The 15,995-nt window shown below is 68.8% G+C and carries 13 protein-coding genes; 10 read left to right on the top strand and 3 right to left on the bottom strand.

The window, feature by feature from the left end; all coding sequences use genetic code 11:
- Window positions 1–42 precede the first annotated feature (42 nt).
- On the top strand, window positions 43–1,368 hold the full coding sequence (locus P5P27_RS00965; protein WP_278125974.1) for an amidohydrolase: 1,326 nt from the start codon (window positions 43–45) through the stop codon (window positions 1,366–1,368).
- A gap of 81 nt (window positions 1,369–1,449) precedes the next feature.
- On the opposite strand, the gene groL is transcribed toward P5P27_RS00965, so the two are convergent.
- Both groL and phoA read right to left on the bottom strand, forming a co-directional pair.
- Window positions 1,450–3,072, bottom strand: coding sequence for a chaperonin GroEL (groL, locus tag P5P27_RS00960; protein ID WP_006896949.1), 1,623 nt, complete (start codon window positions 3,070–3,072; stop codon window positions 1,450–1,452).
- A 238-nt stretch (window positions 3,073–3,310) separates the two neighbouring features.
- Window positions 3,311–4,783, bottom strand: a complete 1,473-nt coding sequence (gene phoA, locus P5P27_RS00955) for an alkaline phosphatase (protein ID WP_062366214.1) — start codon at window positions 4,781–4,783, stop codon at window positions 3,311–3,313.
- A 184-nt stretch (window positions 4,784–4,967) separates the two neighbouring features.
- On the opposite strand from phoA, the gene P5P27_RS00950 reads away from it, so the two are divergent.
- From P5P27_RS00950 to P5P27_RS00925, 6 genes are all read left to right on the top strand, one after another.
- On the top strand, window positions 4,968–6,221 hold the full coding sequence (locus tag P5P27_RS00950; RefSeq protein WP_278125972.1) for a sensor histidine kinase: 1,254 nt from the start codon (window positions 4,968–4,970) through the stop codon (window positions 6,219–6,221).
- Entirely contained in the window at window positions 6,218–7,006 is a 789-nt protein-coding gene (locus P5P27_RS00945) for a LytR/AlgR family response regulator transcription factor (RefSeq protein ID WP_006896952.1), read from the top strand. The genes P5P27_RS00950 and P5P27_RS00945 overlap by 4 nt, the downstream gene beginning before the upstream one ends.
- 78 nt (window positions 7,007–7,084) lie before the next feature.
- Complete coding sequence (locus P5P27_RS00940; protein WP_169317719.1) at window positions 7,085–7,429, top strand: hypothetical protein; 345 nt, start codon at window positions 7,085–7,087, stop codon at window positions 7,427–7,429.
- Window positions 7,426–9,174: a sodium/solute symporter gene (locus P5P27_RS00935; RefSeq protein WP_278125970.1), complete on the top strand. Its 1,749-nt coding sequence runs from the start codon at window positions 7,426–7,428 to the stop codon at window positions 9,172–9,174. The genes P5P27_RS00940 and P5P27_RS00935 overlap by 4 nt, the downstream gene beginning before the upstream one ends.
- 148 nt (window positions 9,175–9,322) lie before the next feature.
- Window positions 9,323–9,700, top strand: a complete 378-nt coding sequence (locus P5P27_RS00930; protein ID WP_006896955.1) for a DUF485 domain-containing protein — start codon at window positions 9,323–9,325, stop codon at window positions 9,698–9,700.
- A complete protein-coding gene (locus P5P27_RS00925) occupies window positions 9,697–11,325 on the top strand; it encodes a solute symporter family protein (protein ID WP_006896956.1) in 1,629 nt (542 codons plus the stop codon). The genes P5P27_RS00930 and P5P27_RS00925 overlap by 4 nt, the downstream gene beginning before the upstream one ends.
- A 119-nt stretch (window positions 11,326–11,444) precedes the next feature.
- Here P5P27_RS00925 and P5P27_RS00920 read toward each other — a convergent pair whose 3' ends face one another.
- On the bottom strand, window positions 11,445–12,851 hold the full coding sequence (locus tag P5P27_RS00920; RefSeq protein WP_278125969.1) for an amidase: 1,407 nt from the start codon (window positions 12,849–12,851) through the stop codon (window positions 11,445–11,447).
- 99 nt (window positions 12,852–12,950) lie between these two features.
- On the opposite strand from P5P27_RS00920, the gene P5P27_RS00915 reads away from it, so the two are divergent.
- The 3 genes from P5P27_RS00915 (at window position 12,951) to P5P27_RS00905 (ending at window position 15,886) form a co-directional block, all read left to right on the top strand.
- On the top strand, window positions 12,951–14,147 hold the full coding sequence (locus P5P27_RS00915; protein ID WP_006896958.1) for an acyl-CoA dehydrogenase family protein: 1,197 nt from the start codon (window positions 12,951–12,953) through the stop codon (window positions 14,145–14,147).
- A 44-nt stretch (window positions 14,148–14,191) separates the two neighbouring features.
- The gene (locus tag P5P27_RS00910) at window positions 14,192–15,310 is read left to right on the top strand and encodes an acyl-CoA dehydrogenase family protein (RefSeq protein ID WP_278125967.1); all 1,119 of its coding nucleotides are present in this window, start codon (window positions 14,192–14,194) and stop codon (window positions 15,308–15,310) included.
- Between the two features lie 114 nt (window positions 15,311–15,424).
- Window positions 15,425–15,886: an SRPBCC family protein gene (locus P5P27_RS00905; RefSeq protein WP_006896960.1), complete on the top strand. Its 462-nt coding sequence runs from the start codon at window positions 15,425–15,427 to the stop codon at window positions 15,884–15,886.
- The last annotated feature ends 109 nt before the right edge of the window (window positions 15,887–15,995 follow it).

The following is a 15,995-nucleotide window of genomic DNA, read 5'->3' as shown; positions in this document are numbered from 1 at the left end:
AAGTCTCATTATGCTCAGCCGAGGCTCGGCACGCTGTCTAACATGGCGGATGTGAGCACTCTCCCAGACGCCCACGACGGCGAGCCGCTGACCGATTCCCTCCCCGCAGACCTCGTCGCCGACGTGGACCGGATCATCGACGCCGACACCGACCGGCTGGTGGAGACGTTCAAGGACATCCACCGCGATCCCGAACTCGGATTCGCCGAAGTCCGGACCGCCCGCATCATCGAGCTGGCCCTGCAGAACCTCGGCTTCGACATCACGACCGGGATCGGTACCACGGGGGTGGCCGCCATCTACCGCAACGGCGACGGTCCGGTGGTGATGTACCGCGCCGACATGGACGCACTGGCGGTGCAGGAGGAGACGGGCGTCGAGTACGCGAGTGAGAAGCGGGTCACGCGCGAGGACGGCACCGAGGTGCCGGTGGCCCACGTCTGCGGCCACGACGCGCACGTCACCTGGATGCTGGGGATGGCGCACGCACTGATCGAACTCAAGGACCGCTGGTCCGGGACCCTGGTCCTGATCGGTCAACCCGCAGAGGAGCCGATCACCGGAGCCAAGGCGATGGTGGACGACGGTCTGTACAACTTCATCCCCAAACCGGACGTGTTCATCGGCATGCACACCGCGCCCGCCCCGGTGGGGGTGGTCGTCTCGTCTCCGGGTCCGCGGCTCGCGGGCACCGATCAGCTCGACATCCTCTTCCACGGTGTCGGAGGCCACGGCTCCATGCCGCAGAAGGCGAAGGACCCGGTGCTGATGGCCGCGATGGCCATCGTGGAGTTCCAGACCATCGTGTCGCGGATGATCGATCCGCAGCAGACCGCCGTGCTCACCGTCGGCGCCGTCCACGCCGGCTCCGACAACAACGTGATCCCCACACAGGCCCTGCTCAAGGCGAATCTGCGCTGGTACGACCCCGCGGTCCGGGAGATCATGCTGTCAGCGGTCGAGTCGGTCGCCGACGGGATCGCCAGGACGTACGGGATGCCCGAGGACAAGCTGCCGGAGATCACCCTGAAGGGCGGGTCGAGTCCGCTGGTGAACGACCTCGAGTTGTCCGAACGCATGGCCCGAACGCTCGCGGCGGTCCTCGGCGACCAGCAGATCGTCACCGACATGCCGCGAGCCACCGGTTCGGAGGACGTCCAGCTGCTGAAGGGCCCGTACCCGGAGATGCCGTTCAACTACCTCCTGGTCGGCATCGCGAACCATGAGACCTTCGCGGCGGCCCAGGCGCAGGGCGAGCCGTTCCCGTTCGCTCCGCACAACCCGAACTACCTGGTGGACCTGTCGGCCATCCCCTTCGGCGCCAAGGTCGCCGCCTACTCGATGCTCGGCCTGTTGAACCGGAGCTGACCCCGCGACGCCGAAGGCCGGCCACCCCTTCGGGTGACCGGCCTTCGTTCTGCGTGGAATCGCAGGGGATTCTGAATCAGATCAGAAGCCCATGCCGCCCATCTCGTCGGCACCCGGCATGGCCGGAGCGGCCTTCTCGGGCTTGTCGGCGACGACGGCCTCGGTGGTGAGGAACAGACCGGCGATCGAAGCCGCGTTCTGCAGCGCCGAGCGGGTGACCTTGACCGGGTCGTTGATGCCCGCGGCGAGCAGGTCCTCGTAGGTGTTGGTCGACGCGTTCAGGCCGGTGCCGAGCGGCGAGTTGCGGACCTTGTCCGCGACGACGCCCGGCTCGAGGCCTGCGTTGACGGCGATCTGCTTGGCCGGAGCCTCCAGAGCGACCTTCACGATGTTGGCGCCGGTGGCCTCGTCGCCCTCGAGAGCGAGACCGTCGATGGCAGGCTCCGACTGCAGCAGGGCCACGCCGCCGCCGGCGACGATGCCCTCTTCGACGGCAGCCTTCGCGTTGCGGACGGCGTCCTCGATGCGGTGCTTGCGCTCCTTGAGCTCCACCTCGGTGGCAGCGCCGGCCTTGATGACTGCGACACCGCCGGCCAGCTTGGCCAGACGCTCCTGCAGCTTCTCACGGTCGTAGTCGCTGTCGCTGTTCTCGATCTCGCCGCGGATCTGTGCGACGCGACCCGAGATGGCGTCGGCATCGCCGGCACCGTCGACGATGGTGGTCTCGTCCTTGGTGACGACGACCTTGCGGGCGGTGCCCAGCAGCTCCAGGCCGGCGCTCTCCAGCGACAGGCCGACCTCTTCGCTGATGACCTCGCCACCGGTGAGGATGGCGATGTCGGCCAGCATGGCCTTGCGGCGGTCACCGAAGCCCGGGGCCTTGACGGCGACGGACTTGAAGGTGCCCTTGAGCTTGTTGACGATCAGGGTCGAGAGAGCCTCGCCCTCGACGTCCTCGGCGATGATCACCAGCGGCTTACCCGACTGAATGACCTTCTCCAGCAGCGGCAGGAGGTCCTTGATGGTCGACACCTTGCTCGAGACGAGCAGGATGTACGGATCCTCGAGGACGGCCTCCTGGCGGTCGGCGTCGGTGACGAAGTAGCCCGAGATGTAGCCCTTGTCGAAGCGCATGCCCTCGGTGAGCTCCAGCTGCAGACCGAAGGTCTGAGCCTCTTCGACGGTGATGACACCCTCGTTGCCGACCTTGTCCATCGCCTCGGCGATCAGGTCGCCGATCGACTGGTCGCCGGCGGAGATGCCCGCGGTGGCAGCGATCTGCTCCTTGGTCTCGACCTCCTTGGCCGACTTCAGCAGCGACTCGGTGACGGCCGCGACGGCCTTCTCGATGCCGCGCTTGAGGCCGAGCGGGTTCGCGCCGGCCGCGACGTTGCGCAGACCCTCGCGGACCAGCGCCTGTGCCAGAACGGTGGCGGTGGTGGTGCCGTCGCCGGCGATGTCGTCCGTCTTCTTCGCGACTTCCTTGACCAGCTCAGCGCCGATCTTCTCGTACGGGTCCTCGAGTTCGATCTCCTTGGCGATCGAGACACCGTCGTTGGTGATGGTGGGGGCGCCCCACTTCTTCTCCAGGACGACGTTGCGACCCTTCGGTCCAAGGGTGACCTTGACGGTGTCGGCGAGGCTGTTCAGGCCGCGCTCGAGTCCGCGACGGGCCTCTTCGTCGAAAGCAATCTGCTTTGCCATTGGTAAGTGATCCTCCGGTAGGGGGTGACACTAAGTCTTCTGGGCCGGACTCGATGCCCGCGACGGACGACCGGGGTGTCTGTTGGACCGATCTCACCGTTCCGACCTGGCACTCACACTCCGTGAGTGCCAGACTCCGTTTTAGCACTCGCATGGTGAGAGTGCAAGGTCTGGCCCCGGAGCTCGACGGCCGCCGCTTCGGCGCGTATAAGCAGGTCACCAACCACGTCCCGGGCCGCTACCTCTTGGTGCGGTCGAGTCCCAGCTGGTCGGTGATGTAGAAGAACGGATCGGTCTGATCGCTGAGGCCGACGACGTTGGCCGCACCCGGACCGTACGCCGCGATCCGGACCTGCCCGCCGGTGTGCTGCTCCTCCCCCGGCTCGAGCGAGGTCCCGTAGTTGACCGCGATCGGGTCGCCGTCGCGACCGGTCAGCAGCCGGGTGAGTCCGGGCATCGGCAGCTCCGGATGCGGTTCCACCACCTGGCTGGTGTGCGCATGGTCGCCGGTGACGATCACCAGCGTGTTCTTGTCCTTCTTCGCGAAGTCGAGCGCCTTGCTCACCGCATCCGACAACTGCACCGTCTCGCCGATCTGACCGCACGGATCGGCGTCGTGGTTGGCCTTGTCGACCGACCCGGACTCCACCTGCAGGAAGAACCCCTTGTCGTTCTTCAGCAGGTCGATCGCCTTCTGAGTCATGTCTCCGAGCTTGGGCGTGGCCGAGGTGAACGCGGGATTGGGCGCGCACCGGACCGGCGGCTGCTCGATGCCGTCCTTGACGGCGGTCGCCTTGTCCCAGATGCGCGGCAGGTTGCCGTCGGCGAAGACACCGAGCACCGGCTTGTCCTGGTCCGCTACGGTCACATCGTGCATCTCGTCCGCCGAGCGGACGATCTGATAGCCGCGCTCCTTGGCCTGCGCCTCGAGCGTCTTCCCCTGGTATCGGCCCGCCGTGGCCGTCTGCGCGAAGGTGGCCCACCCGCCGCCGAACGTGACGTCGGGGCGGGCCGCCAGGAGCTGTTCGGTGATCGATCCCGCGCCGCCGTTCTCAAGCGCGTTCTCCGGGCACTTCTCGGTGGTCTCCTTCGGTCCGTAGCACTTGCGCTGAGTCACGTGCGCCACCTGTACGGCCGGCGTCGCATCCTGCAGTTCGGTGGTCGTGACGTCTCCGGTGCGCAGGCCGTTGGCGCGGGCGATCTCCAGGATCGTGCGTTGCGGCACCCCGTTCACGTCGACGCCGACAGCGCCGTTGTACGTCTTCGTCCCCGTCGACCACGCCGTGCCGGAGGCCGCCGAGTCGGTCGTGTAATCGGGCTTGTGGGTGTCCTTGTTCAACGAGTACGTGGTGTAGTCACCGCTCAGCGGAAGCTCGTCGATAGCGGGGATCGCGCCGGCCGCACCCCACTGGTAGTTGCGAGCCAGGGTCAGTTCCTGATTCGCGGTGCCGTCACCGATGATCAGGATGACGTTCTTGGCTCCCGACTTCTGAATCGAATCGGCGATCGCCTGCGTCTGATCCTCCGCCAGCCGCCGGGCACCGCCGTGCACCGTGATGTCGCCGGTGGCCGCGCGCGAGATGTCGACGTCTGCGGCCTTGTCGCCGTCGACGCCGACCGAGCACGCGCCGAGCACTCCGGTGAGTCCGAGAGCTGCTGCCGCGAGTGCGCCCGCCCTGCGGGCCTTCTTCTTCTCCAGGTTCTGAGCCATGAAAGGTATGCCAACAGTCGCATATGAACGGCTGTCGGCCTCGAACCGAACTCCATTCGACGAGCGGGTGCCCGCCCGAGTCGATCCGGCGTACCGGAGGCGAACGCCCGGTGAATCCGCCTGCGGCCCGGCGATCCGGCGTCGACCGCGAGACACGCTTGCTAGCGTCGATTCGTGATTGCGCATGTCGGGTGAGTTGATCGCGATCGCCGTTCTCGGCGTCGCGCTGGCGACGGTCCTGATCGTCGTCGCACTGCGCACGCGCCGAGTGGTGAGCACACCCCACGAGCGCGCCGTGCACGACACCCTGCACACGGCGGCGCTGGCCGCCCGGCCGCTCCGCCGCGGTCTCACCGCCGAGTCGGCGGCAGAGGCGGCCGGCCCGTTGCGGGCGCTCACCGGCGCCGACGGACTCGCGCTCTACGACGCCGAGGGATCGCTCCTGACCTTCGACGGCGACGAACAGCTGTGGACCCCGCCGATGCGCTCGGCGGCCGCCGCGCTGGCCGCCGACACGCTCGCGAACGGCCGCCACTGCGTGCAGCGAGATCCCGCGGACGGCGTCGGTCCCCTGCGCAGTCTCCTGGCCGCGCCGCTGATGGCCGACGGCATCGGCATCGGCGCACTGGTCGTGGCATCGGTGACCGAGCCCGGCCCCGGCCGTATCGGCGCCATCACCGAGGTCGCACGCTATGCGGCCAGCCAACTGCAGCTCGCCGAGCTCGACGCCTCCCGCGCGCGACTGGATCGCGCCGAGGTCCTCGCCCTCCGCGCACAGATCAGCCCGCATTTCATCTACAACGCACTGAACACGATCGCATCCTTCGTCCGCACCGATCCCGACCGCGCACGCGAGCTGATCCTCGACTTCGCCGACTTCACGCGCTACTCCTTCCGCGCCGCGGGCGAGTACACGGTACTGGCCGACGAACTCCGCAACATCGACCGCTACCTCACGCTCGAACGAGCGCGTTTCGGGCCCGGGCTGACGGTGAAGGTTCAGGTGGCACCCGAGGTCCTCGGCGTCGTCGTGCCCTTTCTCGCACTGCAGCCGCTGGTGGAGAACGCCGTGCGGCACGGCCTCGCCGGGCGCCGGGACGGAACCATCTCGATCGTCGCGCGCAACGCGGGACCCGACTGTCTGCTGAGCGTGGAGGACGACGGCGTCGGCATGGATCCGGAACTGCTGCGCACGGGTGCGATCGACGCGCTCGACCCGGCCGGACCGCGAGAGTCCGACGGCGCACACGTCGGACTGACGAACGTCGACCAGCGGCTGCGCGCGGCGTTCGGCAACGACTACGGCCTGGTCGTCGAGACGGCGGTGGGAGCGGGAACCAAAGTCAGCATGCGCATCCCGAAGTTCGCCGCGGGCATCCACGCCGGAGGCCCGGCCGCCGCGCTACGGTTTGACGGACGGGAGGAGAGCAGCCGATGACCGACCTCACCGTGCTCGCCGTGGACGACGAGATCCCCGCCCTCGACGAACTGACCTACCTGCTGAACCGTCACGACGCGGTGTCGGCGGTGCACAAGGCGTCCGACGCGACCCAGGCGCTGCGCGAACTCGCCGAGCGCCGGATCGACGCGGTGTTCCTCGACATCTCCATGCCGGGACTCTCGGGCATGGAGCTGGCGGCGGTCCTGGCCAACTACTCGGCGCCGCCGCCGATCGTCTTCGTCACCGCGCATGACGACCGCGCGGTCGAGGCCTTCGACGTCGGTGCCGTCGACTATCTGCTCAAACCACTGCGAGCCGAACGGCTCGATCAAGCGGTGGGCCGCATCCTCGCCTCCCTCGCCGGCGGCGAGGGTCCGGTCCGGACCGAGGAGCCGGACGAACCCGCCGACGATGTGATTCCGGTGGAGTCGGGCGGGATCACCTCGCTGGTGCAGCGCGACTCCATCTCGTGGATCGAGGCGGTCGGCGACTACGCCCGACTGCACACCGACACCGGCGCGTACCTCGTCCGAGTCACTCTCTCGACCCTCGAATCACGCTGGGGAGGAGCAGGTTTCGCACGCGTTCACCGTTCGTACCTGGTGGCGCTGCCAATGGTGACCGGCCTGCGGTCCACCGGGGCGTCGACCATGGTCCGGGTCCGGGCCAACGGCGCCTCGCCCGCGGTGGAACTGCCGGTGAGCCGCAGGCAGGTGCGCGAGTTGAAGGACCGATTGGTCCGTGACCCGATGCGGACCTTCCGTTCCGGGCGGGACGGCTGATCCGTGGCGCCCGACTCCGCCCGTGAACCGGCCCCACAGCGCGAACGCGTCGTCCTGTCCGAGCGGCGAGGCGCGCGCATGGTCCGCACCCGAGTGCAGGTGGCCGAGCAGACCGGCGTCGGCGAGCATCTGGTCCGCGGACTGGTCCGCGCCCAGTTGGCGCTGGCGCTGCGGCTCGGCGTGGCCGTCCTCGCGATCTTCGTCGCCATCCCGCTGATCGGCGCGACCGTCGAACCGTTCGCCGACGCGACGGTCTTCGGTCTGCGCCTGAACTGGCTGATCCTCGGCCTGCTGCCCCTTCCGCTCCTGTATCTGGCGGGTCGCCTGTACATCCGGCTGGCCGAGCAGGCCGAACGCGACTTCGTCCGGCTGGTGGACGCCGACTCCGACAGCGGCGACGACCCGGGCGGCGGTACGCGATGATAACCGAGCACGTCGCGGCACTGACGGTGGCCGCCGTCCTACTCGCGGCCCTCGGCACCGTCGCGGTCGGCGCCTACGGCGGACGCGGCTCGCGGTCGACGTCCGACTTCCTGGTCGCCTCGCGCAGCATCGGCGCGGGATGGAACGCCGCGGCGATCGCCGGCGAGTACCTGTCGGCGGCGTCGTTCCTCGGCGTGGCCGGATTGGTCGCCAAGTACGGTGCCGACGCGCTCTGGTATCCCATCGGATTCACCGCCGGCTACCTCTCGTTGCTGCTCTTCGCCGCCGCTCCGCTGCGCCGGTCGGGCGCGTACACCGTGCCCGACTTCGCCGAGTTCCGGCTGGCCTCGACTCGGGCGCGCAAGGCCGCGATGGTCGTGGTGATCGTGATCTGCGTGCTGTACCTGGTGCCGCAGTTGCAGGGCGCCGGGCTGACCCTGAACATCCTGCTGCACGTGCCGCCGTGGGTCGGGGTCACCGCGACCGGACTGCTGGTGATCGTGAACGTGGTCGGCGCTGGCATGCGATCGGTGACCTTCGCGCAGGCGATCCAGTACTGGCTCAAGCTCACCGCCGTCGCGATCCCCGCGCTGGTGCTGGCCGCGGTGTTTCTGAACAGCCCGCAGCGCCTCGGCGATCCGCTGCCACCGCGGGTGTCCGCGGACACCACCGTCCGGGTCGACACCCCGGTGGAGGTGACGGTGACCGACCCGGCGGGCGTTCGGGCGACCGGCGACGTGGACCGCGTCGCGGTCGTCGACCAGCCGTTGAGCGCGGGCACGCACCGTCTCGATCGCGGCGCGGTCATCGACCTCGCCGAGGGCGCCGCGACCCCGGTGGTGGCGAACGCGCCGCAGACCGGGTCGGCCTGGATGGAATCGGGCGGCGGCCTGGGCGGGGGCCATCCGCTCTATCAGGTGCTCTCGCTGATCGTGGCGACCTTCCTGGGCGCGATGGGCTTGCCGCACGTGCTCGTGCGGTTCTACACCAATCCCGACGGCCGTGCGGCGCGGCGGACGGCGTTGAACGTGATCGCGGCGCTGGCGGTCTTCTACCTCTTCCCGACCGTCCTCGGCGCACTCGCCCGCGCGTGGGTCCCGCAGGTCTTGGCGACCGGCACCGCCGACGCCGCCGTCCTGCTGCTGCCCGCCTCCGCGCTGCACGGGGCCTGGGCGATCGGGCTGTCGGCGCTCGTGGCCGCCGGCGCCATGGCCGCCTTCCTCGCCACCTCGTCCGGACTGCTGGTCAGCATCGCCGGCGTGATGTCGACCGACCTGATGCCCCCGGGAGTCCGCAGCTTCCGCATCTGCGCTCTGCTCGGCGGGGCGGTGCCGATCGTGATCGCCCTCAACGCCGGGACACTGGAGTTGTCACGGTCGGTGGGCCTGGTCTTCGCGGTCTCGGCGTCCACGCTGTGCCCACTGCTGGTGCTGGGAATCTGGTGGCGCGGACTCACCGCCGCCGGTGCGATCGCCGGACTCTGTGTGGGCGCGACCACGTCCGCGCTGGCGGTCGGAGTAGCGGTGACCGGGGCGATCGACGAGGGTGCGGGCGCCGGCTGGCTGTCGGTGATCGCCGGGTTCCCCGCGGCGGTCACCGTTCCCCTGACCTTCGCCACGATGGTCCTCGTCAGCCTGGCCACCAGGTCGCGGATCCCGGCGGTCACCGGCGCGGCCTTCGCTCGGATGCACGTGCCCGAACGGCTCGGGCTCGGGGTGGAACGGACCCCGTCGGCGCAGGACTGACCGCTACCGTTCATCGGGCGGCGGCGACCGTTCACCGCACGGCCGCCATGGCTCGTCGCTCAGGTCACAGACGACATTACCCGTGACTGTCGTCTCACTCATGCTTTGTGCAGCTACATCCCCGCAGCACACCAGCAAAGGAGTGATCGTGACCGTCACCGATCATGCCGCGCCGAAGGACGTCAGTCCTTCCCAGGACGAGTTCCTCGTCGCGCAGGCCAGCCCAGAGTTCCAGAGGTTGCGCACCGCGCTGCGCCGCTTCGTCTTCCCGATGACCGCCTTCTTCCTCCTCTGGTACGCGGGCTACGTCATCCTCGGAGCCTTCGCGCACGACTTCATGGCCACCCCGGTCTGGGGCAACATCAACGTGGGCCTCATCCTCGGACTGCTGCAGTTCGTCACCACGTTCGGCATCACATTCCTGTACGTCCGGTTCGCCAACCGCGATCTGGATCCGCAGTCGGAGGCCATCCGCGAGAACTTCGCGGACGGCACCTACTCGACGGCCGGAAAGGCGCAGCGATGAACCACGTGCTCGCCGCCGAGACCGTCGGCAACCCGGCCATCAACATCTCGATCTTCGTCGCATTCGTCGCGGTGACCATGATCGTCGTCATCCGCGCCAACCGGAAGAACGCCTCGGCCTCCGAGTTCTTCACCGCCGGCGGCGGGTTCTCCGGCCCGCAGAACGGCATCGCCATCTCGGGCGACTACCTCTCGGCCGCCAGCTTCCTCGGCATCGCCGGCGCGATCGCCGTCTACGGCTACGACGGATTCCTGTACTCCATCGGCTTCCTGGTGGCCTGGCTCGTCGCGCTGCTGCTGGTGGCCGAACTGCTGCGCAACACCGGCCGGTTCACGATGGCCGACGTGCTGAGCTTCCGGCTCAAAGAGCGGCCGGTCCGCATGGCCGCCGCACTCTCGACCCTGGTGGTGTCGCTGTTCTATCTGCTCGCGCAGATGGCGGGAGCCGGCGGCCTGGTCGCACTGCTCCTGGACATCCACGACCGCACCGGACAGTCCATCGTCATCGCCGTCGTCGGCGTGCTGATGATCGCCTACGTGCTGATCGGCGGCATGAAGGGCACCACCTGGGTGCAGATCATCAAGGCGGTCCTGTTGATCGCGGGTGCCGCGGTGATGACCTTCCTGGTCTTGGGCAAGTTCGGTTTCAACGTCTCGGAGATCCTCGGTCAGGCGCAGAACGCCATGGGCGATTCGGCGGACAAGGCCGTCGCCTCGCGCGACGTCCTCGCGCCCGGTGCCCAGTACGGCGGATCGACGATGTCGAAGGTCAACTTCCTGTCGCTGGGCCTGGCCCTCGTTCTCGGCACCGCCGGTCTGCCGCACGTGCTGATGCGCTTCTACACCGTTCCGACCGCCAAGGAGGCCCGCCGCTCGGTGGTCTGGGCGATCTCCCTCATCGGCGCCTTCTACCTGTTCACGTTGATCCTCGGCTACGGCGCCGCCGCGCTCGTGGGCCCGGACCGGATCCTGTCCGCCGCGGGCAAGGAGAACGCCGCCGCTCCGCTGCTGGCCCTCGAACTCGGCGGAACGGTGCTGCTGGGTGTGATCTCCGCCGTCGCGTTCGCGACCATCCTGGCCGTGGTGGCCGGGCTCGCGATCACCGCCTCGGCATCGTTCGCCCATGACATCTACGCGTCGGTCATCAAGCGCGGCAAGGCATCCGAGGACGATCAGGTGCGAGTCTCGCGTCGCTGCATCGTGGTGCTCGGCGTGGTCAGCATCATCCTCGGCATCCTCGCCAACGGTCAGAACATCGCCTTCCTCGTCGCGCTGGCGTTCGCGGTCGCGGCGTCGGCGAACCTGCCGACCATCGTGTACTCGCTCTACTGGAAGCGGTTCAACACCCGCGGCGCACTGTGGAGCATGTACGGCGGCCTGATCTCGTGCATCGTCCTGATCGTCTTCTCCCCCGCCGTCTCCGGCGGCGCCAAGGCGATGATCCCCGGAGCCGACTTCGCCTGGTTCCCGCTGTCGAATCCCGGCATCGTGTCGATCCCGCTGGCCTTCGTGCTCGGCATCGTCGGGACGCTGACGTCGCCCGACCGCGGCCGGCCCGGCCGCAACGCCGAGATGGAGGTCCGTTCGCTCACCGGAGTGGGCGCCGAAGGCGCACTCGCTCACTGACCCCCGATACGCACTGTGCCCCGTCCGCAAGGGCGGGGCACAGTGCGTTCGGCGTGGGCCGCGTTCGGCGTGGGCCGCGTTCGGCGTGGGCGGAGACATGGGCGGAGACGCCCGGTGGATCAGTCCTGGATGCGGGCGAACGGCCGGGCGGCCTCGAGTTCGAAGGCGAGTTCGAGCAGTGTGCGCTCGCCTCCGAGGTCGGCCGAGAAGTGCATCCCGAGCGGCAGACCGTTCGCACTCCGGCCGAGCGGCAGCGTGATGGCCGGGGTGCCGCTGCTGTTGTTCGCGGGGGTGAAGGCGACGTAGTCGACGAGCCGGGCGAAGATCTCGTCGAAGTCGCCGTCCGGCGCCAGGTAGCCGATCTCCGGCACGGCGTGCGCGAGCGTCGGCGAGAGGATGACGTCGTACCCCTCGAACGCGCTGCGGAATCTCGCCGTCGCCCGCTTGAGCCCCATCACCGACGCCGGCAGGCGGTAGAAGTGCTTGAGGAAGGCCGCCGACAACCCCTTGGTGAACGGGTCCAGTCGCGAGCGGTCGAATCCCTTGCCCACCAACCTGCCGCCCATGCGATCGATGCCGAACGCCAGCAGCGCCCAGTAGTCGGTGAACTGGGCGATGTACGAGCGGTCGACGGGCATCGGAACCGATTCCACGCGGTGCCCGAGCGATTCGAGCAGTTCGACGGTCGCCGCCAGCTCGCGATCGGTGTCGTCGTCCAGGAGCCGGCCGGTCAGAGGCGTGTTGATCAGTGCGACGCGGAGCCGCGCCCGGCCCGGACCTTCGACCAGGCCGATCGGCGGCAGCGAGGCGACCTCCCGCTGCCGTTCCAGATCCGCGTAGTAGTGCGCGGTGTCGCGAACCGACCGCGTGACGACGCCGTTGCTCACCAGGTCGATCGGCAGGCCGTGCATCTGCTTGGCCTGCGCCACCCGCCCCCGCGTGGGTTTGAGACCGACCAGCCCACACGCCGCCGCGGGGATGCGGATGGAGCCGCCGCCGTCGTTGGCGTGCGCGATCGGCACCGCCCCCGCCGCGACCAGCGCCGCGGCACCGCCCGACGACGCACCGCAGGAGTAGTCGGTGTCCCACGGATTGCGGGTCGGCGGCCGATCGGCGAACTCGGTGGTCGCGGTGAGACCGAAGGCCGGCATCGTCGATGCACCGAGGATGTTCAGCCCCGTGCCGACGAGCTCACGCGTCACGGCCTCGTCCGCGCGCGCGGGGACGTTCGCCACCGCCGCCGAACCGTGGAGCGTCGGGATCCCTGCGAAATCGGTGTTGTTCTTGATCAGCGAGGGCACACCGGCGAACACGCCGGTGAAGTCGTCGGCCTCCGCCCGCGCCAACGCGCGTTCCCGATCGTCGACGGCCACCGCCGACAGTCGCGGCTCCACCGCGTCGATCCGGGCGAGCGCGGCACGCGCCGCCTCGGCGGCCGAAATCGCTCCGGAGGCGATGGACGCGGCCAGCCCGACCGCGTCGAGGTCACCGAGGCAGTCGTCGGCGAATGAGTGAACGTGTTTCATGCCGATCACGCTAGCCGAGGCCGCCCGCCTCCGGCCCCCGCCCGAGTCAACTCGCGCGAGCCCTTCTCCCGACCCGGCCGAGCGGGTAAGACTACAGAGATGCAGCTGCAATTCACTCCCGAGGAAGAAGCCTTCCGCCGAGAACTCCACCACTACTTCACCACCGAGATCCCCGCCGAGATCCGCCAGAGATGTGAGGCCGGTGCGCTGAACTACCCCGAAGACATCGTCACCACCACCCGGATTCTGAACAAGGCGGGCTACGCCGTGCCGCACTGGCCGGTGGAGTGGGGCGGTCGGGACTGGACGCCCATCCAGCATCACATCTGGCGCGAGGAGATGTCTCTCAACTTCGTGCCCGACCTGCTCCCCTTCAACGCGGGCATGGTGGGCCCGGTCATCGCGCAGTTCGGGTCGCAGGAGCAGAAGGAGAAGTTCCTGCCCGCCACCGCGAACCTCGACATCTGGTGGTGTCAGGGCTTCTCCGAACCCGAGGCCGGCTCCGACCTCGCATCGCTGAAGACCCGCGCGGTCCGGGACGGCGACCACTACGTCATCAACGGACAGAAGACGTGGACCACGCTGGGGCAGTACGCCGACTGGATCTTCGCTCTGGCCCGGACCGACCCGGACGTGAAGAAGCAGGCGGGCATCAGCTTCTTCCTCTTCCCCATGGACACGCCCGGTGTCGAGATCCGGCCGATCCAGTTGATCGACGGCAGCTACGAGGTCAACGAGGTCTTCTTCTCCGACGTCCGCGTCCCGGCGGAGAACCTGGTCGGCGAGGAGAACCTCGGCTGGACGATCGCGAAGTTCCTCCTCGGCAACGAGCGGTCGGGCATCGCCCGCGTCGGATGGACCAAGACCAAGGTCGCCAGGGCCAAGAAGCTCGCCGCCCGGACTCGCACCGCCGCCGGCACGCTGCTGGACGATCCGCTCTTCGCCGCGCGGCTCGCGAACCTGGAGAACGAGCTGCTGGCGCTGGAGATCACCCAGCTCCGGGTGGTCGCCGGATCGGCCGACGGGAAGCCGAATCCGGCGTCGTCGCTGCTGAAGCTCCGCGGCTCCCAGCTGCAGCAGGACGCCACCGAACTGCTCGCCGACATCGCCGGACCCGACTCGCTTCCGGTGTCGGCGATCGACTCCGCCGCGGAGGGCGACCCCGCGGAGATCCTGAGCCCCGACTGGGCCCAGCTGACCGTCCCGGCGTATCTCAACCACCGGAAGGTGACGATCTACGGCGGGTCCTCGGAGGTCCAGCGGCAGATCATCGACAAGGCCGTACTCGGCCTCTGATCGCGCAGACACCCCGACTCCGATACCACTTCACAAGGAAGACAATGGAATTCGAACTCTCTGAGGAACAGGTCCTGTTGCGCGACACCGTCCGCGACGTACTGGGCAGAAAATACGGCGACATCGAGAACCTGCGCGCGGTCACCGACACCGAACTGGGCTGGAGCCGCGACGTGTGGTCGGCGCTCGCCGAGATCGGCATCCTGGGTCTGGTATTCGACGAGGCCGACGGCGGCACCGGCGCCGGACCCGAGGAACTCGCACCGGTGATGGGCGAGTTCGGCGCGACGATCGCACCCGAACCGTTCCTCGACGCCGTCGTGGTACCCGGACTGCTGGTGACCCGCACCGCCGACCCCGAGACCCGAGCCGAACTCATCGGCGGCCTCTCGTCGGGCGAGCAGCTCTGCGCCTTCGCCCACCACGAGAACGGTGATCGCTGGCCGGCGTTCGCGATCGCCACGTCCTTCGCCGACGGCCGGTTGACGGGCACCAAGTCGCTGGTCGCCGCGGGCGACTGCGCCGACACCCTGGTGGTCTCGGCCCGCGATGAGGCCGGCCAGGTGGGTCTCTACCTGGTGGACGGGACGGCCGAGGGCCTGAAGCGCACAGGCTACCGCACCCACGACCGCCGCCGTGGCGCACAGATCGAATTCGACGGTGCGCCGGCCACCCGCCTCGGTTCCGGCGACGCCACCGCCGTCATCGCCGAGGTGGAGGTGCTCGCCCAGACCGCCCTGTGCGCGGAGGCGGTCGGAGCCATGCGGGCGTCGCTGGAGATGACCACCGGATATCTGAAGACCCGCAAGCAGTTCGGCGTTCCGCTGGCGACCTTCCAGGCGCTGACCCACCGCGCCGCCGACATGTACGTCTCGCTCGAGTTGGCGACCAGCCTCAGCGTCTACGCGACGGCGGCGCTCGCGGAGGGCCGCGTGGACCCCGTCATCGCCTCCCGCGCCAAACTGCAGATCTGCCGTTCGGGCAGGCACATCGGGCAGGAGTCGATCCAGATGCACGGCGGCATCGGAATGACGGCCGAGTATCCGGTGGCGCACTACGTCAGCCGGCTCACCGCGATCGGGCACACCCTGGGCGACGCCGACAGTCATCTCCAGCGGCTTTCGGCGTCGATCGGCGAGTGGGACATGGTCACCGTGGGTTGAGCCTGCGCCCGGCCCGAACGGCGGGCCACCGAATCTGTGACCGTCGGTCACATGTACTAAGGTGACCGAAACCCCAGCGCCGAGCCGCTCGGCGCGATCGAAACGGAGGCAACAATGGCCGCACCCCTCATCGAGGACTCCATCGAGATCGACGCCAGCCCGGAGAAGGTCTGGTCCGTCGTCAGCGATCTGCGCCGCATGGGCGAATGGAGCCCCCAGTGCAAGAAGATGATCATCTTCGGCGGTGACGTGAAGCTCGGCACCACCACCCTGAACGTGAACCGCCGCGGCCCGCTCGTGTGGCCCACGCGATCGAAGGTCGTCACCTTCGAGCCCAACAAGGAGCTGGCCTTCCGCGTGCTCGACAACCGGACCGTGTGGTCGTTCCGGATCGAGCCGACCGACTCGGGCGTGCGACTCACGGAGAGCCGCACAGTGCCGGGCGGGCAGACCACCAAGATCTCCTCCACCCTCGTCGACAAGGTGATGGGCGGCGAGAAGTCGTTCGAGGCGGAACTGGCCGCGGGAATCCGCGAGACCCTCGGCAAGATCAAGCGCGCTGCGCAGACCGCCTGACCACCGCCATCTGCGCGCACTCGGGCGCGCATGGACCGAACCCACCGATCCCCGCTCAGCCACCGCCCGCCGATCCCGGCGGCGGCCCGCTGAGCGGGGATCTGTGTGC

It is taken from the genome of Gordonia sihwensis (assembly GCF_029632925.1).
In the GTDB taxonomy this organism is placed as follows: domain Bacteria; phylum Actinomycetota; class Actinomycetes; order Mycobacteriales; family Mycobacteriaceae; genus Gordonia; species Gordonia sihwensis.
This window is presented reverse-complemented; position numbering and strand designations above follow the sequence as displayed.

Excerpts from the sequence above, each read along its gene's own strand:
- P5P27_RS00910 (WP_278125967.1), top strand. The coding sequence starts at position 14,192 with ATGGAATTCGAACTCTCTGAGGAACAGGTCCTGTTGCGCGACACCGTC.
- P5P27_RS00905 (WP_006896960.1), top strand. The coding sequence starts at position 15,425 with ATGGCCGCACCCCTCATCGAGGACTCCATCGAGATCGACGCCAGCCCG.
- P5P27_RS00950 (WP_278125972.1), top strand. The coding sequence starts at position 4,968 with ATGTCGGGTGAGTTGATCGCGATCGCCGTTCTCGGCGTCGCGCTGGCG.
- P5P27_RS00965 (WP_278125974.1), top strand. The coding sequence starts at position 43 with ATGGCGGATGTGAGCACTCTCCCAGACGCCCACGACGGCGAGCCGCTG.
- P5P27_RS00940 (WP_169317719.1), top strand. The coding sequence starts at position 7,085 with ATGGTCCGCACCCGAGTGCAGGTGGCCGAGCAGACCGGCGTCGGCGAG.
- phoA (WP_062366214.1), bottom strand. The coding sequence starts at position 4,783 with ATGGCTCAGAACCTGGAGAAGAAGAAGGCCCGCAGGGCGGGCGCACTC.
- P5P27_RS00925 (WP_006896956.1), top strand. The coding sequence starts at position 9,697 with ATGAACCACGTGCTCGCCGCCGAGACCGTCGGCAACCCGGCCATCAAC.
- P5P27_RS00945 (WP_006896952.1), top strand. The coding sequence starts at position 6,218 with ATGACCGACCTCACCGTGCTCGCCGTGGACGACGAGATCCCCGCCCTC.
- groL (WP_006896949.1), bottom strand. The coding sequence starts at position 3,072 with ATGGCAAAGCAGATTGCTTTCGACGAAGAGGCCCGTCGCGGACTCGAG.
- P5P27_RS00935 (WP_278125970.1), top strand. The coding sequence starts at position 7,426 with ATGATAACCGAGCACGTCGCGGCACTGACGGTGGCCGCCGTCCTACTC.
- P5P27_RS00920 (WP_278125969.1), bottom strand. The coding sequence starts at position 12,851 with ATGAAACACGTTCACTCATTCGCCGACGACTGCCTCGGTGACCTCGAC.
- P5P27_RS00915 (WP_006896958.1), top strand. The coding sequence starts at position 12,951 with ATGCAGCTGCAATTCACTCCCGAGGAAGAAGCCTTCCGCCGAGAACTC.